Source organism: Yoonia sp., from assembly GCF_017854415.1.
Lineage (GTDB): Bacteria > Pseudomonadota > Alphaproteobacteria > Rhodobacterales > Rhodobacteraceae > Yoonia.
Genome location: NZ_JAFMHR010000007.1, coordinates 20,173 through 42,993, shown reverse-complemented (window position 1 = coordinate 42,993; position 22,821 = coordinate 20,173). Strand labels below are relative to the sequence as shown.

General features: G+C 55.5%; 20 protein-coding genes. 8 read left to right on the top strand and 12 right to left on the bottom strand.

Translation table 11 applies throughout. From position 1 onward, the window contains the following. Window positions 1-436: 436 nt before the first annotated feature. From QZ197_RS01955 to QZ197_RS01945, 3 genes are all read right to left on the bottom strand, one after another. The gene (locus tag QZ197_RS01955; protein ID WP_296429564.1) at window positions 437-727 is read right to left on the bottom strand and encodes a hypothetical protein; all 291 of its coding nucleotides are present in this window, start codon (window positions 725-727) and stop codon (window positions 437-439) included. A gap of 58 nt (window positions 728-785) precedes the next feature. Beyond that, on the bottom strand, window positions 786-3,281 hold the full coding sequence (locus QZ197_RS01950) for an FAD-dependent oxidoreductase (RefSeq protein ID WP_296429563.1): 2,496 nt from the start codon (window positions 3,279-3,281) through the stop codon (window positions 786-788). A 131-nt stretch (window positions 3,282-3,412) separates the two neighbouring features. Then, complete coding sequence (locus QZ197_RS01945) at window positions 3,413-4,399, bottom strand: D-glycerate dehydrogenase (protein ID WP_296429562.1); 987 nt, start codon at window positions 4,397-4,399, stop codon at window positions 3,413-3,415. 109 nt (window positions 4,400-4,508) lie between these two features. On the opposite strand from QZ197_RS01945, the gene QZ197_RS01940 reads away from it, so the two are divergent. After that, window positions 4,509-5,039 carry an SH3 domain-containing protein gene (locus tag QZ197_RS01940; RefSeq protein ID WP_296429560.1) on the top strand — a complete coding sequence of 177 codons (531 nt, stop codon included), beginning with the start codon at window positions 4,509-4,511 and terminating at the stop codon, window positions 5,037-5,039. On the opposite strand, the gene QZ197_RS01935 is transcribed toward QZ197_RS01940, so the two are convergent. The 5 genes from QZ197_RS01935 to QZ197_RS01915 form a co-directional block, all read right to left on the bottom strand. Then, window positions 5,036-7,063: a M3 family metallopeptidase gene (locus QZ197_RS01935; protein ID WP_296429559.1), complete on the bottom strand. Its 2,028-nt coding sequence runs from the start codon at window positions 7,061-7,063 to the stop codon at window positions 5,036-5,038. The two genes, QZ197_RS01940 and QZ197_RS01935, sit on opposite strands and share 4 nt — an antisense overlap. Window positions 7,064-7,127: 64 nt before the next feature. Beyond that, window positions 7,128-8,180, bottom strand: a complete 1,053-nt coding sequence (moeB, locus tag QZ197_RS01930) for a molybdopterin-synthase adenylyltransferase MoeB (RefSeq protein WP_296429558.1) — start codon at window positions 8,178-8,180, stop codon at window positions 7,128-7,130. After that, a complete protein-coding gene (gene dut, locus QZ197_RS01925; protein WP_296429557.1) occupies window positions 8,177-8,632 on the bottom strand; it encodes a dUTP diphosphatase in 456 nt (151 codons plus the stop codon). Before dut ends, moeB begins: the two co-directional genes overlap by 4 nt. Next, on the bottom strand, window positions 8,629-9,822 hold the full coding sequence (coaBC, locus tag QZ197_RS01920; protein ID WP_296429556.1) for a bifunctional phosphopantothenoylcysteine decarboxylase/phosphopantothenate--cysteine ligase CoaBC: 1,194 nt from the start codon (window positions 9,820-9,822) through the stop codon (window positions 8,629-8,631). Before coaBC ends, dut begins: the two co-directional genes overlap by 4 nt. A 58-nt stretch (window positions 9,823-9,880) precedes the next feature. Next, window positions 9,881-10,759 carry an RNA polymerase factor sigma-32 gene (locus tag QZ197_RS01915; RefSeq protein ID WP_296429554.1) on the bottom strand — a complete coding sequence of 293 codons (879 nt, stop codon included), beginning with the start codon at window positions 10,757-10,759 and terminating at the stop codon, window positions 9,881-9,883. Between the two features lie 94 nt (window positions 10,760-10,853). Here QZ197_RS01915 and cobU point away from each other — a divergent pair, with 94 nt between their 5' ends. The 4 genes from cobU to QZ197_RS01895 are packed head-to-tail and all read left to right on the top strand — an operon-like array spanning window position 10,854 to window position 14,259. Next, window positions 10,854-11,378, top strand: a complete 525-nt coding sequence (gene cobU / locus QZ197_RS01910) for a bifunctional adenosylcobinamide kinase/adenosylcobinamide-phosphate guanylyltransferase (protein WP_296429553.1) — start codon at window positions 10,854-10,856, stop codon at window positions 11,376-11,378. Further along, window positions 11,375-11,944, top strand: coding sequence for a histidine phosphatase family protein (locus QZ197_RS01905; RefSeq protein ID WP_296429552.1), 570 nt, complete (start codon window positions 11,375-11,377; stop codon window positions 11,942-11,944). The genes cobU and QZ197_RS01905 overlap by 4 nt, the downstream gene beginning before the upstream one ends. A 59-nt stretch (window positions 11,945-12,003) precedes the next feature. Then, window positions 12,004-12,693 (top strand): glutathione S-transferase, encoded by a 690-nt coding sequence (locus tag QZ197_RS01900; protein WP_296429551.1) that lies wholly within the window; start codon window positions 12,004-12,006, stop codon window positions 12,691-12,693. Window positions 12,694-12,744: 51 nt separating this feature from the next. Beyond that, window positions 12,745-14,259, top strand: a complete 1,515-nt coding sequence (locus QZ197_RS01895) for a YifB family Mg chelatase-like AAA ATPase (RefSeq protein ID WP_296429550.1) — start codon at window positions 12,745-12,747, stop codon at window positions 14,257-14,259. Here QZ197_RS01895 and gshB read toward each other — a convergent pair. From gshB to rsmI, 3 genes are all read right to left on the bottom strand, one after another. Then, window positions 14,256-15,194, bottom strand: a complete 939-nt coding sequence (gshB, locus tag QZ197_RS01890) for a glutathione synthase (protein WP_296429549.1) — start codon at window positions 15,192-15,194, stop codon at window positions 14,256-14,258. The two genes, QZ197_RS01895 and gshB, sit on opposite strands and share 4 nt — an antisense overlap. Window positions 15,195-15,261: 67 nt before the next feature. Further along, window positions 15,262-15,618, bottom strand: coding sequence for a YraN family protein (locus QZ197_RS01885; protein WP_296429548.1), 357 nt, complete (start codon window positions 15,616-15,618; stop codon window positions 15,262-15,264). Continuing rightward, window positions 15,615-16,475: a 16S rRNA (cytidine(1402)-2'-O)-methyltransferase gene (gene rsmI / locus QZ197_RS01880; RefSeq protein ID WP_296429547.1), complete on the bottom strand. Its 861-nt coding sequence runs from the start codon at window positions 16,473-16,475 to the stop codon at window positions 15,615-15,617. Before rsmI ends, QZ197_RS01885 begins: the two co-directional genes overlap by 4 nt. 103 nt (window positions 16,476-16,578) lie before the next feature. Here rsmI and QZ197_RS01875 point away from each other — a divergent pair, with 103 nt between their 5' ends. From QZ197_RS01875 to murJ, 3 genes are read left to right on the top strand one after another with little or no spacing between them, the layout of a single operon-like run. Next, the gene (locus QZ197_RS01875) at window positions 16,579-17,763 is read left to right on the top strand and encodes a penicillin-binding protein activator (RefSeq protein ID WP_296429546.1); all 1,185 of its coding nucleotides are present in this window, start codon (window positions 16,579-16,581) and stop codon (window positions 17,761-17,763) included. A 13-nt stretch (window positions 17,764-17,776) separates the two neighbouring features. After that, window positions 17,777-20,539 (top strand): [protein-PII] uridylyltransferase, encoded by a 2,763-nt coding sequence (locus QZ197_RS01870; RefSeq protein WP_296429565.1) that lies wholly within the window; start codon window positions 17,777-17,779, stop codon window positions 20,537-20,539. Continuing rightward, entirely contained in the window at window positions 20,536-22,098 is a 1,563-nt protein-coding gene (gene murJ, locus QZ197_RS01865) for a murein biosynthesis integral membrane protein MurJ (RefSeq protein ID WP_296429545.1), read from the top strand. The genes QZ197_RS01870 and murJ overlap by 4 nt, the downstream gene beginning before the upstream one ends. Here murJ and QZ197_RS01860 read toward each other — a convergent pair. Continuing rightward, window positions 22,095-22,793 carry a rhomboid family intramembrane serine protease gene (locus tag QZ197_RS01860; protein ID WP_296429544.1) on the bottom strand — a complete coding sequence of 233 codons (699 nt, stop codon included), beginning with the start codon at window positions 22,791-22,793 and terminating at the stop codon, window positions 22,095-22,097. The genes murJ and QZ197_RS01860 overlap by 4 nt on opposite strands. Window positions 22,794-22,821: the final 28 nt, after the last annotated feature.

Sequence of the window (22,821 nt, the reverse complement as noted above, 5' to 3'; positions counted from 1 at the left end):
TGGCGGACCTGATCAGCGGCGCACCCTCGGACATTCCAGCACAAGCAATCGCCGCCCTCTCACCCGGCAGGTTCACATGACACAGCACAAAAACGCGTAAGGCTAACCAATCGGCGCACCAGTTCCCGTTTGGCAAGGCCGTCCGCCTGTTCCACATACGCCGATGCATGGGCGCACTTGTGATGTTGTACCGCCTGAACCCCGACACAGTGGGGATTAATCACTTTCTCACCCGCTCTCAAACGGACGGTTATGGCGACCTAAACTATTATCTGATAGCGTAGCTGGTGTTCGATGAGCTGGGTTATCGGCACAATGAATAGAGATACGACGCCTTGAGCGGCCTATCCAAGCGGGGTTCGAGGCGTGGCTGGCACCCGAAAGCTTTGACGCCAATGGCGTGCAAACATCACCACTTGCGGCCCGTAAAACCCGGCTAGGTCAGATGAAAACGTAAAGGCTTGGTTGCTTCGCGCACCACTACGCCTTTTGCTTCAAGGTCCAGTTGCACACATTTCAGCCACCAGCCCGATGTTGCCCCGCCAGGAAATAGCGCTTCGGGCAGGTGCGGTATGGCGGCTTCCTTTGCCTCTCTTGCGGTCATTCCTGGTGACGCCTTGGGCAAAGTAGCAAGCATCGCATCTTTCATCGCAAGGTATTTCGCCTTGTCGACATTCGCCGTTTGGCCCGGTGTATTGATGTTTTCAACGGCAATCTTGTCTGACATGTGCATCCCTTTCGCAAACGTAAGGTGGGTTTAAACCCACCTTACCAGCGCGCATCTGTCAACCATCCACACGGATTGCGGCGTTCTTGGGATCGTACGGGCTGTCTTCTACGACCTCTGCATTCCAAAGCTGGTCCAGCATTTTGACTTGCAGTTTCGTGCCAACCACGGCCTGTTCTGGTTTGACGTAGCCCATGCCAATCGACTTTTCGAAAGCCACCGAATATCCGCCCGACGTCAAGCGCCCAACGCGGGTGCCGTCCATCGCATAAAGCGCCTCACGGCCCCAAGGGTCGGCGTCTGCGGGTCCATAAATCAACAGTGTGACGCACTTTGAACGGATGCCCTTGGCTTCCATCGCGGCTTTGCCGTTAAAGTCCTTAGACAAATCAACAAATCGCGGCAAATCGGCCTCGAGCGGGGTAGCGTCACGGCCAAGTTCATTGCCGAACGCACGGTAGGATTTTTCCTGCCGCAGCCAGTTTTGTGCACGTGCACCCACAAGCTTCATGCCATGCGGTTCGCCCGCCTTTTCCAGCAGATCAAACAGGTAGTTCTGCATTTCGATCGGGTGATGCAATTCCCAACCCAGCTCGCCTGTATAAGCCACACGGATCGCATTGACCGGACACATGCCCAGTTCGATCTGCTTTGCGGACAACCACGGGAAACGCTTGTTAGAAAGCGCTGTTGCAGGATCAGCGTCCTTGATGATTGCATTCAAAACATCACGCGACTTTGGCCCAGCAATCGCAAAAACACCCCACTGTGTGGTCACATTCTGTACTTCGATGCGCCCAAAGTCAGCTTCTTTGTCCGCAACAGCTTTGCGCAGAAAATCAGCATCATAGGCCGTCCAAGCGCCCGCAGAGACCAAATAGTACTCGTCCTCTGACAACCGCACGATCGTGTATTCCGTGCGTGTCGTGCCGTGATCGGTCAGCGCATAGGTCAGGTTGATCCGACCAATCCGGGGCAGTTTGTTCGTCGTGAACCAGTCCAGAAACGCAGTCGCACCGGGGCCTTTGACGATATGTTTGGTAAAGGCGGTCGCGTCGATCAGGCCGACGCCCTCGCGCATTGCTTTTGCTTCTTCCACAGCATGTTTCCACCAACCACCGCGGCGGAACGACCGCGCTGCATGATCATCAAAACCCAACGGGGCAAAATAGTTTGGACGCTCCCATCCATTCACGAAACCAAACTGCGCGCCCCGCGCGGCTTGGCGGTCATAGGCCGGTGATGTGCGCAACGGACGGCACGCTGGGCGTTCTTCGTCGGGGTGGTGCAGCACGTAAACGTGGTCATAGCATTCTTCGTTTTTGCGTGCCGCAAATTCGGTCGTCATCCAATCGCCGTAGCGCTTGGGATCAAGTGACGCCATGTCAATCTCGGCTTCGCCCTCGACCATCATCTGGGCCAGATAATAGCCAGTTCCGCCCGCCGCCGTGATGCCGAAAGAAAACCCTTCGGCCAGCCACATATTGCGCAATCCGGGGGCAGGTCCAACCAGCGGGTTACCATCCGGCGTGTAGCAAATTGGACCGTTAAAATCGTCCTTCAGCCCGCTTTCTTCGCAAGACGGGATGCGGTGGATCATCGCCATATATTGTTCTTCGATCCGTTCCAGATCGAGGGGAAACAAATCCGCGCGGAAACTATCCGGCACACCGTATTCAAAGACTGCGGGTGCGCCTTTCTCGTAGACACCCAAAATCCAGCCGCCGCGTTCTTCGCGCACATAGGACTGCGCGTCGGCATCGCGCACGACGGGATGCTCAACATTTCCGGCCGCGCGAAATTCAACCAGCGCGGGGTCTTGATCCAACACTACGAACTGATGTTCGACGGGAATCGCGGGCATCTTTATGCCCAATTTCTTGGCTGTGGTTTGCGCGTGGTTTCCCGATGCGGTCACAACGTGTTCGGCGGTCACGACAATCTGCTCGTCGGACGGGACAAGATTGCCGCCCTTTTCGACCATTTTCGTGCACGTTACTTCCCACGCGTCGCCGTTCCAATTAAAGGCGTCCGCCTGCCACTTTCGTTCAATCATCACGCCGCGCTGACGCGCACCCTTGGCCATAGCTTGGGTCACATCAGCGGGGTTAATATAGCCGTCGGTGTGGTGATAAAGCGCACCTTTCAGGTCTTCAGTGCGGATCAGCGGCCATTTCGCCTTGATCTCATCAGGGGTCATCCAAACGTAAGGCACATCGCAAGTTTCAGCCGTGGATGCATAAAGCATGTATTCATCCATGCGCTCTTGGGTCTGGGCCATGCGCAGGTTGCCCACGACAGCGAAACCCGCATTCAGGCCGGTTTCAGCCTCAAGCGATTTATAAAAATCGACCGAGTATTTGTGGATATATGTCGTCGCGAACGACATGTTAAACAGCGGCAACAATCCTGCCGCATGCCATGTAGAGCCTGATGTCAGCTCGTCCCGCTCAAGCAGCATGACGTCGTCCCAGCCTGCTTTGGCCAAGTGATACGCAATTGATGTGCCAACGGCACCACCACCAACAACCAATGCTTTAACTTGCGTTTTCATGCGCGCGACTCCCTTGGGCACCTTTGATGCACAATGTGCGCGAATTGAAAACAAAGCGACAGAACCAGCCGACCGCTTTGTGCACAAAACCGACAACAGTTGCGGGTCAGCGGTTCAAAAGCACCCTTAGGTCAAAGCATTGACGGCACGACAAGATCAGGTGGCCTATGGCCATCTGCAAAGGTTTTGATGTTCACGATGACTTTTTCGCCCATCTCGATCCGCCCTTCAATGGTAGCTGATCCCATGTGCGGCAGCAAAATCGCGTTCGGCAGTTCCTTAAGGCGTGGGTTAATCTCGTGACCACGCTCGAACACGTCCAGACCGGCGCCTGCAATCTCGCCTGTGCGCAGCATGCGGGTCAGCGCATTTTCATCAATCACTTCGCCGCGCGAAGTATTCACGATCACCGCATCAGGTTTCATTAGCTTCAAACGACGCGCATTTAGAAGATGAAAAGTAGATGGCGTATGCGGGCAATTGATCGACAAAATATCAACGCGCGCAACCATCTGATCAAGGCTTTCCCAATAGGTCGCATCCAATTCTTCTTCGACCTCGGGGCGCAGGCGTTTGCGGTTATGATAATGTACCTGAATGCCAAACGCGGCCGCACGGCGGGCCACGGCTTGACCAATCCGGCCCATTCCCAAAATACCTAAACGACGACCGCGCAAACGACCGCCAAGCATCGCAGTTGGCGACCAACCCGACCAGTCACCGGATTTTGCCAATTGCATGCCTTCGGCCATCCGACGGGTCACAGCCAAGATCAAAGCCATCACCATATCGGCGGTATCTTCGGTCATCACCCCGGGCGTGTTGGACACATGAATGCCGCGTTGGCGGGCGGTTGCGACATCGATATTGTCAACGCCAGCACCATAGTTGGCAATCAGTTTCAGTTTTTCACCCGCACGACCCAACAGCTTGGCATCAATCTGGTCTGTGATGGTACTGACCAAGACATCAGCGCGCGCCATTGCGTCGGCCAGTTCTTCGGTCGTCATCGGCGTGTCATCATCGCGCAACTGAACATCGAAAAGTTCTTTCAGGCGGGTCTCGACGACCTCGGGTAACCGTCGCGTCACGACAACACTCAAATGCTTACCTGGCATGCAAGTCCCTCCTTTGGGTTTTCAAATTCGCCTTTGCATGGCAGGTTGCGCCAAAGGGACGCGCAGCACAAGAACCGCGCACCACAAAAAAGAGCAGTAAGGGCAAACAATGGGTGTATTGGCGCATTGGCGTCGTGTGATCCGGACCGCAATTCTTGTGGTCTGTCTCAGCACGACCATCGGCAACGCACAACAAAATGATGCGGGTCCCGCTATCGGGCCGGAAACCAACTTGCCGCTGCCGCGATTTGTATCCTTGCGCGCAAACGAAGCAAACGTGCGTCGTGGCCCGTCACTGTCCCACCGGATCGACTGGGTGTTCAAACGTCGCGATATGCCGTTGCAAGTAATCGCAGAATACGGCCATTGGCGGCGCGTGATCGACCGCGACGGTCAAGGCGGCTGGGTGCATTACCGGATGCTGTCAGGGGCCCGGACAGTTGTGGTCGAAGGCGAGCAAACAGCCTTGCGTTCACGCCCCCAGCAAGACGCGCTTGAAAACGCAACGCTAGAGCCGGGCGTCGTCGCCCGCCTAGAAGACTGCACGCCAGACTGGTGCGAACTGACCGCAGGTGGCTATCGCGGCTGGGTTCCGAAATCTGCCCTGTGGGGTGTGGCCGACGCGGAAATCCGCGACTAAGCCGCCTTGTCCAATCCGCGCCCTTTCAAAAGCGCCTCTACCCCCGGCAAACGACCGCGAAACGCCTTATATAGCTCTGCTGCATCCACAGAACCGCCTGAAGAAAGCACGGTCTGTTCTAGCAATTTAGCGGTGGCCGGATCAAACGGGTCGCCAGCCTCTTCGAACGCAGCAAATGCATCCGCGTCCATCACCTCGGACCACATGTAACTGTAGTAGCCACTGGAATACCCGTCGCCAGCAAATACGTGTGCAAAGTGCGGGGTCGCATGACGCATCCGGATTGCGCGCGGCATGCCGATGCTTTCCAGAATTTCAGCCTGTTTCTGCATTGGATCGGCAGGCGCTGGCCCATTGTGGAACTCTAGATCGACCAAAGCAGAGGCCACATATTCGACGGTCTGGAACCCCATGTCATAGGTCGCGGCCCCCAACATGCGGTTCAGCAAATCGGTCGGCATCGCCTCGTCCGTGTCCGCGTGGGTCGCAAATTCGGCCAAAACCTCTGGCACCTCTAACCAATGCTCATAAAGCTGGCTTGGTAATTCAACAAAATCACGCGACACCGACGTGCCAGAGATGCTTTCATAGGTCACGTCAGACAACATCTGGTGAAGTGCATGGCCAAATTCATGGAACAACGTGCGTGCATCATCATAAGACAACAGCGCAGGCTTGCCCGCCTCTGGCTTGGCGAAATTGCAGACGTTCACGACATGCGGACGCACATCACCCGACAGGCGATGCTGCGATTGCATTGCAGAACACCAAGCACCTGACCGTTTTGATCCACGCGCAAAGTAATCACCGATGAAAACGGCCACGTGCGCGCCGTCGCGGGTCACTTCCCAAAGGCGCACATCGGGGTGGTAGACTGGCCCTTCTATTGGTTCGAATTCTAGACCGAATAGGCGGTTGGCACAGGCAAAAGATGCTTCAATCATCCGGTCAAGTTGCAGGTACGGCTTCAGCTCTGCTTCATCCAGATCATGCAATTCCTTGCGCCGCTTTTCGGAATAATAGCGCCAATCCCAAGGCTCCAGCGGGCCATCAAAGCCTTCTGCGTGCAACATTCGTTCGAGGATTGCAGCATCATCCAGGGCAGCCGCCTTTGCAGGTTCCCAGACATTCATCAGCAAATCGCGGACTGCTTGCGGTGTTCCCGCCATTTCGGTTTCTAGTTTGAAATCGGCAAAGCTTTCATAGCCAAGCAGTTTTGCGCGCTCTTCGCGCAGCTTAAGCGTCTCGGCAGCAATCGCGCGATTGTCCGTTTTGCCCCCGTTTGCCCCGCGTGCGCCCCAAGCCTCATACGCCTTTTGGCGCAGATCACGGCGCCCAGAGAACTGCAAAAACGGCACAATCAGCGACCGCGACAGGGTCACGACAGGCCCGCCCGCATCCTTTTCGTCGCCCGCGGCCTTTGCTGTGGCGATCACAAAGTCAGGCAATCCAACAAGATCATCAGCCGCCAATGGCATGAACCATTCGCGTTCATCGGCAAGCAGGTTTTGCACGAAATCGGTTCCAAGCACGGAAAGACGCGACTTGGCAGCGCGCAGATTTTCAGCAGCGACACCTTCTAATTGTGCCCCTGCGCGGACGAACCCGCGATGGGTCAGCATCAAGACGCGCTGTTGTTCATCCGTCAGATCAAGCTCTTCGCGCTTATCCCAAACGGCTTGAACGCGGGCAAACAGCGCTTTATTTTCTGACACCTCAGAGCTGTAAGCGCTAAGTAGCGGTGCAAATTCACGCTGCAATGCCTCACGCGCAGGGTTACTGTCTGCACCAGCCACATTATAAAATGCACCCAAAACGCGACCCAGAGTTTCATCAGCACGCTCTAGCGCCTCGACCGTATTGGCAAAATCAGGGGTAGCAGGATCGTCGGCAATGGCTGCGATATTGGCGCGGGAACTGGCCAGCGCAGTTGCGACCGCTGGCGTGTAATCATCGTCAGAAATCAGATCGAAAGGCGGCAGGCCAAATGGTGTGTCCCATTTCGCGAGAAGTGGATTTGTCATGGGAATTCTCCTTTGCATGACAGGTAGTGTTTGAACGTTCACGCCGCCAGTTGCAGCGTAGAAATTATGTCGCCCTTGCGCCGCGCCCTTGGCAAACAGGGCAATCAGCGCTTGGTTTGACGGAAATCGTACGTACTTGCGCATAAAGTGCATCATAAATCAGCAATCGACCGCTTAGGCCTTCGCCTGCGCCAGTGATGTGTTTGACCGCCTCAACCGCCATCATTGACCCCAAAACGCCGGGCAGCGGCCCGATTACGCCTGCCTCGGCGCAACTTGGCACCAAAGAAGGGTCAGGGGTTTGTGGAAACACACAAGCGTAGCAAGGTGTCCCATTGGCGGCGTCATAAAGGCTGATTTGCCCTTCCCATTGCGTCAGTGCCGCCGCGATCAGGGGCGTTTCAGTTGCCACGGCCGTTTCATTTACCAGATAGCGGGTGGCAAAATTGTCAGAGCCGTCCAGCACCAAATCATATTCCGCAAACAGCGCCGCCGCATTTTCAACATCCAGTCGACGGTGATAAGGCAAGACAGTTACAAACGGGTTTTGTGCTTTCATCGCCTCTGCTGCTGAATGGACCTTCGGCATGCCAATATTGCGATCAAGGTGAATGACCTGTCGTTGCAGGTTGGCGTTTTCGACGACATCATCATCGATCACCCCGATTGTACCAACGCCAGCAGCAGCCAGATATTGCAAGGCAGGTGCGCCCAGACCACCGGCCCCCACCACTAAAACACGGGCATTGCGCAGGGCTTTTTGGCCCGGGCCGCCAACTTCGCGCAGAATAATATGACGGGCATAACGGTCGAGTTCGGTTTCGGAAAAACTACCCGATTGCACAACGGGAGCTTCGTTTTGGGCCACCCGCGCGCGCAACTTACCCAACAGCTTGCGATAGCCCCAGATCAAAACAGCGAGCACAAAGATGATGACCCAAAGCCGCGCATCGCCCCCCGTCGCCATTCGCAAAGGATGCCCATTTGGCAAAATGAGGTGACCCAGAATTACAGCGCCGATCAGAATCGCCATCATGTTCCAGCGCACTGCAATAGGCACCTTCATCGCCATTCCAATCACCCAAAGGGTAATTGCCATTGTGCCAACCATAATCATTGGCCCGTTGATCCAAATCCGCCTGCGCCGCGCGCTGTATCGGTTAGTGTTTTCACCACGTCAAAGTTGGCCTGCACAACGGGTGCGACCACCATCTGCGCAATACGCATCCCATGGGTCACTGTGAATTCACTTTCACCGAGATTTATTAGGATGACCCCAAGCGGACCGCGATAATCGCTATCAATGGTCCCCGGCGCATTGGCCAGCGTGACACCATGTTTCAGTGCCAAACCGGACCGCGGCCTTATCTGTACTTCAAACCCAGAAGGGATCGCCATACGCAAACCCGTCGGTACCAAAGCACGGCCAAACGGGGTGAGTGTCAGCGCAGCTTGGTCTACGAAATTTGCGCGCAAATCCGCACCAGCGGCACCTGCCGTTTCATAGGACGGCAAACCAAGGGATTGATCCGCATCTGCTTCCCATTGAAATTGGATTTCTACAGTCAAACGAGGGCCTCTGCGATACGCGCCGCCAACTTTGCCGCAACGGCGTCCTTGCCTATGCGCGGCCAGCTTTCGGCCCCGTGTTCCGATATCAGCGTGACCGCGTTTTCGGTCCCGCCCATGATCCCCGTTTCGGGTGATACATCGTTGGCAACTATCCAGTCACATTGCTTGCGCAGCCGCTTTGCGGTGGCATTCGCAATCACGTCGTCGGTCTCGGCGGCAAACCCGACGACCAGCTTTGGTCGCCCATCCGTCATCTGCGATACAGTCGCCAGAATGTCAGGGTTCTGAGCAAAATCGAGACGCGGCAGCCCTGTGCCGTCTTTCTTGATCTTGCTAACTGCAGCGTTTGCGACGTGCCAGTCCGCAACAGCAGCAGCAAATATGGCTGCGTCAGCGGCAGGTGCGTTCAAAACAGCGTCCAACATTTCTTTGGCGGTTTGCACCTTTACGACAGTGACCCCCATCGGCGGAGGCACATCAGCAGGACCCGTCACAAACGTCACATCTGCGCCCAGCGCCAAAAGCGCGCTCGCAATGGCAGTGCCTTGCGCGCCAGAAGACCGGTTCGCGATGTAACGCACAGGATCAATGGGTTCATGTGTCGGGCCAGACGTCACTAAGACATGCCGCCCCTTAAGTGGCCCATCCGACAATGCGATATCAATTGCCGCAATGATCTCAGGCACTTCTGCCATGCGTCCGGGACCGTATTCACCACACGCCATATCACCTTCGTTCGGGCCAACGACCAAAATGCCGTCACCTTGCAATGTCGCCAAATTGCGCTGGGTCGCAGGGTGTTCCCACATGCGCACGTTCATCGAAGGGGCGATCAGCACCCGCTTATCCGTTGCAAGCAGCAATGTCGAAGCAAGGTCATTTGCCAAACCACCCGCCATCTTTGCCATCAAATCAGCGGTGGCTGGGGCCACAACAATCAGGTCAGCCGCGCGAGACAATTCAATATGGCCCATTTCGGCCTCGTCATTCAGATCGAACAGCTCTTGATAAAGCTTCGATGCAGACAAAGCAGACAAGCTAAGCGGGGTGACAAACTCTGCGCCTGCTTTGGTTAAAACAGGTGTCACGCGCGCGCCGCGTTCACGTAACCTGCGGACAAGGTCCAACGACTTGAAGGCGGCAATGCCGCCTCCAACGATAAGTAGAATGTGTTTATTGGCCAGCATCTGCTGTCTCCGGTTTTTGTTGCCCTGACACTAGGTCAGAAGGCACCGGAATGACAATCTATGCAAAGAACGAATGCACCTCTGTACTTTGCGACTCGAGGCTTTTGCGCATTTTCCCAAATGCAGCCGCTTCAAGCTGGCGCACGCGCTCTTTTGACAGGCCCAACTCTGTTCCAAGACTTTCAAGCGTCCGTGGCGCATCGCGTAGCTTGCGTTCGCGCACAATAAACTGCTCGCGATCATTCAAGTCGGACAAAGCCGTCAATAACCACTGGCGTAAAGTGTCGTTATCATGGTTGTTCTCGACAGTTTCCGCAGCCTGTGGGCCGTCATCCTCGAGCGCGTCAATCCATTCGCGACCTTCATCTTCGGCTGACTGCGTGGCGTTCAGCGAGAAGTCAGAACCCGACAAACGCCCTTCCATCATTTCAACATCATGCAACGGCACGCCGACCTCTTTGGCGATCAATTCGCGCATTTCATGACGGTCAAGTGTACGGCCTTCAGCAGCAGCTTCACGCTCTAGCCGGGCTTGAACACGGCGCAGATTAAAGAAAAGTGACTTTTGAGAAGATGTAGATCCGGTGCGCACCATCGACCAGTTGCGCATCACGTGATCTTGGATGGATGCCTTGATCCACCAAACAGCGTAAGTCGAAAACCGCACGCCGCGGTCAGGATCAAACTTGTCAGCGGCTTTCATAAGACCAACTGACGCCTCTTGGATCAGGTCGTTCATTGGCGCGCCATAGCGCTTGAACTTAGAGGCCATCGAAATTGCCAAACGCATATATGCTGTGATCAAACGGTGCAGTGCTTGCTCGTCGCGGTGGTCGCGCCACGCATAAGCAAGTGCCAATTCGGTTTCAGCATCAAGCAGTTCTGCTTTCATCGCTGTCCGAGACAAAGTTTGATCAGAAAAACCGGTCGCACGCATGTTAACTCTCCCAAGTGGTCGCACGTTGCATTAACTTTGTTGTTGATAATAGTTACGCAGCGATGAACCGATTGGATCAGAAATAGTTTTGCCTATGACATTGCCCAAACTCACCCTCGTGCTAGGCGGTGCCGCCTCTGGAAAATCAGCATTTGCTGAAAACCTGATCTTGCGGGCAAGTGATTGCCCGACCTACATCGCAACAGCACAAGTCTATGACGATGAAATGGCCCAAAAAGTTGCCCGCCACCGCGACATGCGCGGCACGTCATGGCATACGGTTGAAGAACCCGTTGAGGTCGCGGCAGCAATGCGAACGGCCCCATCAGGCCAACCGATCTTGATTGATTGCGCCACGCTGTGGTTAACCAATCTAATCCTCGGGGACTTTGATGTCGCTGCATACAGCAAAATCCTTTTGGAAGCTGCGGCAAGTACCAAAAACCCAGTGGTCATTGTCTCAAACGAGGTCGGACAAGGCATTGTGCCTGACAATGCCCTCGCGCGGCAGTTTCGCAATGCGCAAGGCATTTTGAACCAACAAATCGCCTTGCAAGCTGAACTGGTCGTCGCTGTCATGGCGGGTCTTCCATTGTCACTAAAGGGTCCGCTGCCTTGACCCGTCTCTGGCTGATCCGGCACGGGCCAACCCACGCAAAATCAATGGTTGGTTGGTCCGATATTCCAGCGGACCTGTCTGACACCGCCGCGATTAGCCGCCTGCGCGAATACCTTCCTGCCGCGCCTGTCGTGTCATCCGACCTGATCCGCGCATCAGCCACAGCAGACGCGCTAAAGCGCGACGTCAGACTGCCCCATGACCCCAATTTGCGCGAAATTAACTTTGGTGACTGGGAGCTTAAGACATTCGCCGAAGTCGAATCCAAAGATCCCGAAACAATTCGTGCCTATTGGGAAACCCCGGGCGATGCCGCACCGCCAAAAGGCGAGAGCTGGAACACCGTGCGTAGCCGCGTCGACAATGCGATCGACGGGTACCTGAAACAAGGACATGCCGATCTGATCGTCGTCGCGCATTTCGGCGTAATCCTGACCCAAGTGCAACGGGCGTTGGGCATCGATGCGTACACTGCATTCAGCCACCGCATCGAAAATCTGTCTGTCACGGTACTTGAACACGGATCAAACGGTTGGGCCGCCGGGCACATCAATCACATCCCGTGATGGAATAGATCACACGATTTCGAGCGGCATTTTGATCAGCATCGGGTTATGAACAAGTTATGACATATCAACTTTACATTGGTGATCGCACCTTCAGCAGTTGGTCGCTACGCGGCTGGCTAATGCTTGAAAAATTCGGGCTTCCTTACAACGCGCATATGGTCGGGCTTTATTCTGGCACGATGCAGACAGACCTCGCGCATTTGCAGCCGGCACGCACTGTGCCGGTTTTACAAACTCCGGGCGGTCATGTTGTCACCGACAGCTTGGCAATGGCCGAAACACTCGTCGAAGAAAACCCAAGCGTTAACCTATATCCGCGCGACCCGGCAGCGCGCGCACTTGCGCGGTCAATCACGGCTGAAATGCACAGCGGATTTGGCGCATTGCGTGATGCCTGCCCAATGATGCTGGCGTTTTGCTATGACGGATTTGAAGTTTCTGATAACGTGCGCCGCGACCTTGCACGGATTGACGCGCTTTGGTCACTTGCCCGCAATCGCCACGGGGCAGACGGCCCATGGTTGTTCGGTGAATATTCGCTAGCGGACGTTTTCTATGCGCCCGTTGCAATGCGGATCACGGCATATGATCTGCCTGTCAGCGATGCAGCGCGCGACTATGTAAAAACCCATCTCGATGACCCTGCTTTCATGCAGTGGCGCACCGAAGGATTAAAGGATCGCTATGATCCATGGCCATATTCCAGCGATCTGGCACGTAAACCATGGCCAGAGGCGCAAAATTAACCATTCTTAAACTACCCTGACGTACCCATTAACCATTAACGGGAGTTGGTTATGGTCGCACGCGCCTACACAGTCGCCTTTGAAGGCATCGAGGCACGGCTGGTCGAAGTCCAATGTGCGATTTCACCCGGAATCCCGGCATTTTCAATCGTGGGTTTGCCTGACAAAGCCGTATCAGAAGCACGCGAACGGGTCCGGTCGGCATTGGGTGCGATGGCGATTGCGTTGCCGTCAAAGCGGATCACCGTGAACCTGTCGCCAGCGGATTTGCCAAAAGAAGGATCGCACTTCGACCTTCCCATTGCCTTGGCATTGCTTGCCGCTCTCGAAGTCGTACCCAAAGATCACGCAGCGCAGACCGTCGCATTGGGCGAATTGTCGTTGGACGGCAGCCTAGTGCCAGTGATCGGCGCACTGCCCGCTGCCATGACTGCGGCACAAGACGGACGCACATTGCTGTGCCCTGCTGGCTGTGGCGCAGAGGCCGCATGGGTTGGTGCAGCAAACGTGATCGCGCCACGAAACTTGGCCGAAATGGTGCGGCATTTTACGGGGCAATCCATCCTGACGCCCGCACAACCGGGCGAAGCAATAGGCCGCAATGCGTCCCGCGATTTAGCCGAAGTCAAAGGCCAGGAACGGGCAAAACGAGCGTTGGAAATCGCAGCGGCAGGTCGGCATCATTTGTTGATGATCGGATCACCAGGTTCTGGAAAATCGATGCTCGCGGCACGCATTCCGGGCATTTTGCCGCCGCTCTCCCCGGTCGAAGCGCTGGAAACGTCAATGATCCACTCACTTTCCGGACTGCTCGACGAAGGGGGCATCAGCCGCGAACCACCCTTCCGCGAACCGCATCACACCGCATCCATGGCTGCGATCGTTGGTGGCGGACGCAACGCCAAACCCGGGGAAATCAGCCTCGCGCACAACGGGGTTTTGTTCATGGACGAATTCCCCGAATACCCACGCGCTGTATTGGAAACGTTACGCCAACCGATTGAGACCGGCCAAATCATCGTGGCGCGGGCAAATGCGCATGTACGATATCCGTGTAAGTTCATGCTCGTCGCCGCAGCAAACCCCTACAAATGTGGATATTTGGCGGAACCGGAGCGTGCCTGTGCGCGGGTTCCGCTATGTGGCGAGGACTATCTTGGTCGTATTTCCGGTCCGTTGATGGACCGGTTTGATTTGCGTGTCGAAGTACCACCCGTTGCATTTACCGATTTGGACCTGCCCGCAGATGGTGAAACTTCAGCGAGGGTCGCAGCCCGTGTCTCCGCAGCACGCAACATCCAAACGGCCCGTTTTGACGGGCATGACCACATGCGCGTCAATGCCGATCTTGAGGGTCAAATGCTAGAGCATGCCGCGACACCCGATAGCGAAGGCCGCGCATTGTTGATCAAAGTCGCCGAGCGCTTTGGTTTGTCTGCGCGGGGCTACCACCGCGTTTTGCGTGTTGCCCGCACAATTGCAGACCTAGAAGGCGTCGCCGATGTGCGCAAACCCCATATCGCAGAGGCCGTCAGCTATCGCACCCCACTCACGAAAGAGGCTTAACGCCGTGCTTCGATCGCCTGCCAAATCTTTTCGGCGATGTTAACGCCGTCAAAACGCTCAAGCTCTTGGATGCCAGTGGGTGAGGTCACATTGATCTCTGTCAGCCAGTTTCCAATCACATCGATACCGACGAAAACCTGACCTTTTTCGCGCAAAAGCGGCCCGATCCGCGCGCAAATCTCGCGATCACGCGGTGTCAGATCAACCTTTTCCGGTCGCCCGCCGACATGCATGTTTGACCTTGTTTCACCGGCCGCTGGTACGCGGTTGATCGCCCCTACAGGTTCACCATCAATCAAAATCACCCGTTTATCGCCCTTGGACACATCAGGTAGAAACTTTTGCATAATCAAAGGCTCGCGGTTTATGCCCGCAAAAAGTTCATGCAACGACGCAAGGTTGCTGTCAGCGGAATGCATCTTGAATACACCTGCCCCGCCGTTTCCGTAGAGCGGCTTGAGGATCACATCACCATGTTGGGCACGAAATTCTTTGAGGGTCGCAAGATCACGCGCGATCATTGTCGGCGGCGTAAGATCAGGGAAATTTAGAACCAACAGTTTTTCTGGATAGTTACGCACCCAAAACGGGTCGTTCACGACCAACGTATCGGGGTGCACCATATCCAAGATGTGCGTGGTCGTAATGTAAGCCATGTCAAACGGTGGATCTTGGCGGAGCCACACAACATCAAAATCGGCAAGATCAACGGTTTCTTCAGCGCCCAATGTAAAGTGGTCGCCCTTGACCCGCTGCACTGTAAGTGGCCAGCCCTTTGCGGTGACTTTGCCTTGGTTATAAGCAAGCTTATCAGGTGTATAATAGAACAGGGTATGCCCGCGCGCTTGCGCCTCTTCCGCGATACGGAACGTGCTGTCAGCATCAATATCAATCGGCCCGATAGGGTCCATTTGGAAAGCGATCTTGAGTGACATATCAGGCCTCGTCCTTGCTATTGCACCAGCTTTCATGCCGCAGTGCTACGACTTGTGCAATGGGGTGTCAGGCTTCCATGAATGCATTTTCGATCACCTGAATGGCACCTGTCGCATCGACCATCGCCAAATCAAACCGCACATCGGTTAACTGGCCTTTTGGTTCGCCAGCAAGAAATTCGCCCGCACTGGCGCAGATCCGGTCCATCTGACGCCGTCCTAAACGGGTCGCCGCAGTCGCAAAATTGCGACTTTTCTTCACTTCGATGAACACAACCGTATCGCCCACACGCGCAATAAGATCGATCTCACCGGATTTTCCACGCCACCTGCGGGCTGCAATCCCATGATTTCTGCGGGTATAGTCAAGAGCAACAATATCCTCTGCTACCCGCCCTGCGTGGTATCCGACCGATCCTGTCATTCCTCATCCCCCAAACCCAGCGCAATTTGATAAACCTGCCTGCGCGGCAAACCAAGCGCACCAGCCACAACAGTGGCTGCATCTTTGACCCGCATGGTTTTCATCGCATCACGCAAAGCCTGCGTGACATCAATGTCCGCGACATCCTGCGCCCCTGCACGCCCAACCAACACGACAACCTCGCCTTTTACCTGACGTCCCGCAAAAGCATCGGCCAAACCGCCCAGATCACCGCGTGATACCTCTTCAAACTTCTTGGTCAGCTCACGACACACTACCGCCTGTCGATCACCCCCCAATACTTCGCGCAAATTTGCTAACATTTCGCCAACGCGCTTCGGGCTTTCATAAAAAACCAATGTAAATGGCACATCGCGCAAGCTCGCGATCTCTGTTTTGCGTTGTTCCTTTGCCGCGGGCAAAAACCCCACAAACGCAAAGCGATCAGTCGGCAAGCCAGATACAGTCAAGGCCGCAAGCACCGCAGACGGGCCCGGTGCCGATATGACATCCAACCCCTCTGCAATCGCGGCACACCCCAATTCATACCCCGGGTCAGCCACCAGTGGTGTTCCAGCTTCGGAGACATAAGCAACGGATTTTCCGCCTTTAATATCGCTGATCAGCCGCGCGACGGCACTTTCCCCGCTATGGTCATGAAAAGCCACAACCTTGCGCCCATTCAGCGGCACACCGTGAATTTCCATCAGTTTTCGGGCCGTGCGCGTGTCTTCTGCGGCGATCAAATCGGCAGTCGCCAAGATGTCGAGACCGCGCAATGTAATATCGCGCGCAGCACCGATCGGCGTCGCTACAAAATATAAACCGGCGGCAAGTGGCTTGATTAAAAAATTCATATCTAGACCCGCGTGTCCCCTGCTTTATGCTAGACTAAATTATCGAGACGCCCGCGAAGCATATTTCGCAGACCGTTCGCATGCTCCAGAAGGAATACCGCTCATGTTTGCCCGTTTCACCAGTACCCGCAAGCCGCTCTCGCGGTTTTTTGTTTTTATATCTCTGCTGTGGCTCGCCGCATGTGACGTGACCCTCGCGCCAGACGCCAATGTCGGGCAACAGATTGATGTGACCAAACCGATTCAAGTTGCTCTGCTCGTGCCGGGCGGTTCATCACAACCGAATGACAACGCGCTTGCGCAAAACTTTGAGAACGCGGCCCGTCTCGCAATTGCAGACTTGCAAGGTGCAAGGGTCGAATTGCGGGTCTACAACACTGCGGGCGGAAACCCGCAACAGGCCGCGATCGCTGCAACCCAAGCTGTGAACAACGGCGCAAAGATCATTATTGGGCCATTGTTTGGCGAAGCCGCAAATGCTGCAGGTGTCGCAATTGCAGGGCGCGACGTGAACGTTCTTGCATTTTCAAACAACGCTGCTTTTGCAGGCGGGAACGTATTTATTCTAGGGGCGACTTTTGACAACACAGCCAACCGTTTGGTGCAGTACGCCAGCCGTCAAGGCATCAGCCGTTACATGGTTGTGCATGGCGAGGACCTGCCCGGAAACGTCGGACGTGATGCAATCACTGCCGCTGTGCGCGGCAACGGCGGCCAAGTCGTTGGCGTCGAAAGCTATCCGCTGTCACAGCAAGGTATTTTTTCGTCGACACGTCGGATCGTTTCAAATGTGCAAAACTCTGGCGCGCAAGCAGTCTTTACCACTGCCGGCGCAAATGCTGACCTGCCGATTGTCGCAACCGCTTTGCCGGATGCTGGCATGGACATCACGCGCTCCCCCTTCATTGGTTTGACGCGCTGGGACACGTTGCCCCAACTGGTGGCATTGCCAGGACTTAATGGTAGTCTTTTCGCACTCCCTGACCAGAACACCACGACGCTTTTTGCAAATCGCTATGCCGCGACATATGGCACACAACCGCACCCGCTGGCGGGACTGGCCTATGACGGTATTGCGGCCATTGGCGCACTCGCGGCAGCTGGCAACGCAGATGCATTGACCAAAGATGCCCTGACACAGTCACAAGGTTTCCGTGGTACTGCTGGCGTGTTCCGGCTATTGCCAAACGGGCTAAATGAACGCGGCCTTGCAGTTGCGACAATTCGAGACAATCAGGTGGTAATCCTTGAACAAGCTCCAAGAAGCTTTGGCGGCCCCGGCCTCTGAGACCCAAACGATGATGGCGAACGACGTGCCGGATAATCTTATCTGTCCGGCGGCTGATATTTTTGACTATGCCGCAATCTGGTCCCAGATTGCGGATCAAATCAGCATTGCACCGTCCGAGAAGGATATCCGCGCGGCCACGGTGACAGTCCTTGCCCAAGCTCGCAAAGACGGCATGGCGACCATTGCAACCGCATTTCGTGCGCAACCATTCGCATCGCGTCCGACCACGCGCGCCTACAGTTGGCTCACGGATCAAATCGTCCAGATTGTGCTAAAGGTCGCCCAAGAAAGCCTGCACCCATTGGCAGCCCCAACCGAGGGCGAGCGGCTCTCTTTGATTGCCGTTGGCGGATACGGGCGCGGTGAAATGGCGCCACACTCGGACGTCGATTTACTATTTCTGACGCCCTATAAAATCACGCCTTGGGCGGAAAGCGTCATTGAATCGATGCTGTATATGATGTGGGACCTCAAACTGAAGGTCGGACACGCAAGCCGCACCATCAAAGACTGCGTGCGGCTGGCTGGCGATGACTACACCATCCGTACCTCGCTTGTGGAACGTCGCTTTCTTGCGGGTGATCAGGCTTTGGCCACAGCGTTAGGCAAACGGCTTTGGGAGGACTTGTTCAGATCCAGCGCCAGCGATTTCATCGAAGCCAAACTGACAGAACGTGGCGAGCGTCACCGCAAACAAGGCGGCCAACGCTATATGGTCGAGCCAAACGTCAAAGAAGGCAAAGGCGGCTTGCGCGACCTGCAGTCCCTGTTTTGGATCAGCAAATACGTTAATGGCGTGACGGACGCCGCTGAATTGGTCGATCTCAAAGTATTCACCGCCGAAGAGTTCGAAACCTTCGTGAACGCCGAGGATTTCCTTTGGGCCGTGCGCTGCCACCTGCACCTGATTTCAGGGCGCGCAATGGATCAGCTTACTTTCGACCTGCAAGTCGAAGTGGCCACAGCCATGGGGTACACAGATCACGGCGGGCGGCGCGGTGTTGAACACTTTATGCAAGCATATTTCCGTCAAGCCACCCATGTCGGCGAGCTAACACGTATCTTCCTGACAGCGCTCGAGGCAAATCACACGAAATCAGAACCGGTTCTTTTGCGGCTTCTGACCCGCAAAAAACGCGCCAAGGCCCCTTACGCAATCAAACAAAACCGCCTTACGGTTGCCGATCAAAAAGCGTTCTTTGCCGACCAGCTGAACATGTTGCGGATTTTCGAAGAGGCCCTGCGCACAGGTACGTTTTTGCATCCTGACGCGCTGCGCCTGATTGCTGCCAACCTTGATATTATTGATGAGGACATGCGCGATAGCCGCGAGGCCAGACGCATTTTTATCGACCTGCTGCTCAAACACGGTAATCCAGAGCGCGCTTTGCGGCGGATGAACGAAATCGGCGTGCTCGAGGCCTTCATCCCCGAATTTGGCCCCATCGTCGCAATGATGCAGTTCAATATGTATCACCACTACACGGTCGACGAACATACCATTCAGGTCGTCAGCAATCTGGCCCAAATCGAGCGGAAAGAACTGATCGAAGAACTGCCCGTGGCATCGGGTATTCTGGATCGCGGCGTGAACCGCAAAGTACTTTATGTGGCGTTGCTGCTTCATGATATCGGCAAAGGTCGCGACGAAGACCATTCAATCTTGGGTGCACAAATAGCGCGTAAGATCGCTCCGCGCTTGGGTCTAAGCAAGAAAGAATGCGACACAGTTGAATGGCTGATCCGCTACCACCTGCTCATGTCTGATGTGGCGCAAAAGCGTGATATTTCGGAACCGCGCACCGTGCGCGGCTTTGCCAATGCAGTGAAATCGGTTGAACGGCTTGATCTGCTGACCGTCCTGACCGTCTGTGACATTCGCGGCGTGGGACCGGGGACGTGGAACAACTGGAAAGCAGTCTTAATCCGTAACCTTTACAAAGCGACCAAGTCAGCCCTGCAAACAGGGCTTGAAGACCTTAACCGCGAACACCGCGAGGCCGAGGCCAAGCGCGCGCTTCGGGCGCAGCTGGAAGCCTGGACAAGCAAAGACCTTAAAACCGAAATCGGGCGGCACTACGGACCCTACTGGCAAGGTCTGCCGCTTGCAGCGCAAGTCGTTTTTGCCGAATTGCTGCGCAATATCTCTGATGACGAGATCAAGATCGACTTGATGTTGGACGAAGATCGCGACGCCACCCGCGCTTGTTTTGCAATGGTCGATCACCCCGGTCTGTTCAGCCGGATGACCGGCGCATTGGCCATTGTTGGCGCGAACGTCGTCGACGCGCGCACTTATACGTCAAAGGACGGCTATGCGACGGCGGTGTTCTGGGTGCAGGACAACGACGGCAACCCCTACGAAGTGGCCCGCCTTCCGCGCCTACGCTCAATGATCAAACGCACATTGATGGGCGAAGTCGTGGCGCGTGAAGCCCTGAAAGAAAAAGACAAGATCAAGAAACGCGAACGCGCGTTCCGGGTGCCCACGAATATCAGTTTCGACAACGAAGGTTCGGAAATCTACACGATCATCGAAGTGGATACACGCGACCGTCCCGGCCTGTTGTATGATCTGACACGTTCGCTCGCCGAAAACCACGTCTACATCGCCTCTGCGGTCATCGCGACCTACGGAGAACAGGTCGTCGATACCTTTTATGTCAAAGACATTGTCGGCCTCAAATATCATTCCGAATCAAAGCGCGCAGCACTTGAACGCAAACTGCGCGAAGCGATTATCAAAGGCGCAGAACGCGCGGCAACTGCATGAAACCTGTGCGCCTCATGGCGGGGTTCTTTACTGTCGGTGTCTGGACTCTTGTCAGCCGCGTCATGGGGTTCGTGCGCGACATCATGATCGCGGCCTACCTTGGCACTGGCCCCGTCGCCGAAGCATTTCTGGTCGCTTTTTCTTTGCCCAACCTGTTCCGCCGCTTCTTTGCGGAAGGCGCGTTCAACATGGCCTTTGTGCCGATGTTTTCCAAAAAGCTGGAGGGCGACGACGGCGCGCACCGCTTTGCCCAAGACGCTTTTGTCGGGCTGGCGGGGGTACTGACTGTTTTCACGGTCGTCGGCGTTATCTTTATGCCTGCGCTGGTCACTATGATGGCCAGCGGGTTTTTGGGAACCGAGCGTTTTGATCTGGCCGTTTATTATGGCCGCATCGCGTTTCCCTATATCTTGTTTATCTCGCTTTCGGCGCTGTTGTCAGGTGTTTTGAACGCCACTGGCCGCTTTACCGCAGCGGCAGCCGCCCCCGTTTTACTTAATGTCATCTTTGTTGCGGCCTTGCTTGTTGCAGGTTTCGGTTGCGAATGCACCGATCTGGCGGGGCAGATGTACATGGGCCAAGCGCTGGCTTATGCCGTGCCTATTGCCGGTGTCGCCCAACTTGCGGTCGTGTGGTTTGCAGCAAAACGGGCAGGCTATCCACTGCGGTTCGGCAGGCCCCGAATGACACCGGAACTTAAAAGATTGGCAATCATTGCAGCACCTGCTGCCTTGGCTGGTGGTGTGGTTCAAATCAACCTGCTTGTCGGGCGTCAGGTTGCCAGCTTCTTTGACGGGGCCGTCGCGTGGCTTAGCTACGCAGATCGGCTTTATCAGCTGCCGCTAGGAGTTGTTGGTATCGCAATCGGCATCGTTCTTTTGCCGGACCTGTCACGTCGCCTGCGCGCCAAAGACGATGTGGGCGGGCGCGATGCCTTCAATCGCGCATCAGAGATTAGCTTGGCGCTCACTATCCCCGCTTCTGTTGCTTTGATGGTGATCCCAATGCCCTTGGTCAGCGTTCTATTTGAGCGCGGCGCATTCACCAGCGACGATACCGCAGCCACCGCATTGGCGGTCGCGATCTATGGGCTTGGTCTGCCTGCGTTCGTGTTGCAAAAAACCCTACAACCGCTGTTTTTCGCCCGCGAAGACACCAAACGGCCGTTCTATTATGCGGTCATCGCGATGGTGCTAAATGCAGCGCTTGCTGTTGGTCTATCACCAGTGATTGGCTTCACCGCAGCCGCAATCGGCACGTCACTGACAGGCTGGGCAATGGTGCTTTTGTTGGTCCGCGGCGCGCGCACGATGGGTGATGCTGCAAAATTCGACGCGCGGTTCAAATCACGGCTGGGCCGGATCATTTTGTCAGCGCTTGGCATGGGGGCAACCTTGCTGATCGCATCAACCACGATGCAGCCATTCTTCGGCATTCCAACCCTGCGCTATCTGGCGCTGCTTGGCTTGGTTGTTATCGGGATCGTCAGCTACTTTGGTTTGGGCCACCTGATCGGCGCGTTTCGCCTGTCAGAATTCAAGCGGAACTTACGCCGCTAGGATCGCTCCCGCATCCGTGCCAACAACGTAGCCCACCCGCCGGGTGCCAAAACGATCGATAGCATAAATCCGGCAGAAAATCCTGCCAGCTCAGCAATCCACTGGTTGCCAGACCCGAAAAGCAAGCCGAAGAGCAGTTGCAGTCCCAGCAGGAAACCAATCAGACGAAACGCTTTGATCTGGTTTTCACCCGCCTGCCCTAAGCGCAGCCAAAGCGCATAGGTATAGGCCCCGATCAATCCGTAAACGGGCGTAAATCCACCCACGAGCGGAAAACGCCCTTCGACCATCAGACCAAAGGCAACGGCACCCAAAACGCTTGTGGCAAGGTAAAGCACCAAGACCTTGGCCCCGCCGTAAAACTCAGCCGTGAATTTGCCCAGCGCGAGGGTCAGAGCGGCACAAAACGCGACCTGCGTCAGCTGCACATTCACAAAAGGGTAGGTCACAAAGCGTTTGAGCATATCAATCGAATAATCGCCGTTCACTAACACGCGGTCCATCACAACGGATGAAAATCCATACTCTTCAATCGCGGCGATCCGCCAACCAACACCGCGCGCGCCGCCAATGATACCAGCGTTAGCCAGTTGGAAAATGACTTCGATCACAATGATCAACAACGTCAGCGCAATTACCACGGGTGGCAACGCATTGAACGGGCTTTCGAACTTATCCGAACTTTCGGGCTCCATGTCTGTCCCCTGAGGCAGTTGAAGTTGA

Excerpts from the sequence above, each read along its gene's own strand:
- QZ197_RS01955 (WP_296429564.1), bottom strand. The coding sequence starts at position 727 with ATGTCAGACAAGATTGCCGTTGAAAACATCAATACACCGGGCCAAACG.
- QZ197_RS01950 (WP_296429563.1), bottom strand. The coding sequence starts at position 3,281 with ATGAAAACGCAAGTTAAAGCATTGGTTGTTGGTGGTGGTGCCGTTGGC.
- QZ197_RS01945 (WP_296429562.1), bottom strand. The coding sequence starts at position 4,399 with ATGCCAGGTAAGCATTTGAGTGTTGTCGTGACGCGACGGTTACCCGAG.
- QZ197_RS01940 (WP_296429560.1), top strand. The coding sequence starts at position 4,509 with ATGGGTGTATTGGCGCATTGGCGTCGTGTGATCCGGACCGCAATTCTT.
- QZ197_RS01935 (WP_296429559.1), bottom strand. The coding sequence starts at position 7,063 with ATGACAAATCCACTTCTCGCGAAATGGGACACACCATTTGGCCTGCCG.
- moeB (WP_296429558.1), bottom strand. The coding sequence starts at position 8,180 with ATGATTATGGTTGGCACAATGGCAATTACCCTTTGGGTGATTGGAATG.
- coaBC (WP_296429556.1), bottom strand. The coding sequence starts at position 9,822 with ATGCTGGCCAATAAACACATTCTACTTATCGTTGGAGGCGGCATTGCC.
- QZ197_RS01915 (WP_296429554.1), bottom strand. The coding sequence starts at position 10,759 with ATGCGTGCGACCGGTTTTTCTGATCAAACTTTGTCTCGGACAGCGATG.
- cobU (WP_296429553.1), top strand. The coding sequence starts at position 10,854 with ATGACATTGCCCAAACTCACCCTCGTGCTAGGCGGTGCCGCCTCTGGA.
- QZ197_RS01900 (WP_296429551.1), top strand. The coding sequence starts at position 12,004 with ATGACATATCAACTTTACATTGGTGATCGCACCTTCAGCAGTTGGTCG.
- QZ197_RS01895 (WP_296429550.1), top strand. The coding sequence starts at position 12,745 with ATGGTCGCACGCGCCTACACAGTCGCCTTTGAAGGCATCGAGGCACGG.
- gshB (WP_296429549.1), bottom strand. The coding sequence starts at position 15,194 with ATGTCACTCAAGATCGCTTTCCAAATGGACCCTATCGGGCCGATTGAT.
- QZ197_RS01885 (WP_296429548.1), bottom strand. The coding sequence starts at position 15,618 with ATGACAGGATCGGTCGGATACCACGCAGGGCGGGTAGCAGAGGATATT.
- rsmI (WP_296429547.1), bottom strand. The coding sequence starts at position 16,475 with ATGAATTTTTTAATCAAGCCACTTGCCGCCGGTTTATATTTTGTAGCG.
- QZ197_RS01875 (WP_296429546.1), top strand. The coding sequence starts at position 16,579 with ATGTTTGCCCGTTTCACCAGTACCCGCAAGCCGCTCTCGCGGTTTTTT.
- QZ197_RS01870 (WP_296429565.1), top strand. The coding sequence starts at position 17,777 with ATGGCGAACGACGTGCCGGATAATCTTATCTGTCCGGCGGCTGATATT.
- murJ (WP_296429545.1), top strand. The coding sequence starts at position 20,536 with ATGAAACCTGTGCGCCTCATGGCGGGGTTCTTTACTGTCGGTGTCTGG.
- QZ197_RS01860 (WP_296429544.1), bottom strand. The coding sequence starts at position 22,793 with ATGGAGCCCGAAAGTTCGGATAAGTTCGAAAGCCCGTTCAATGCGTTG.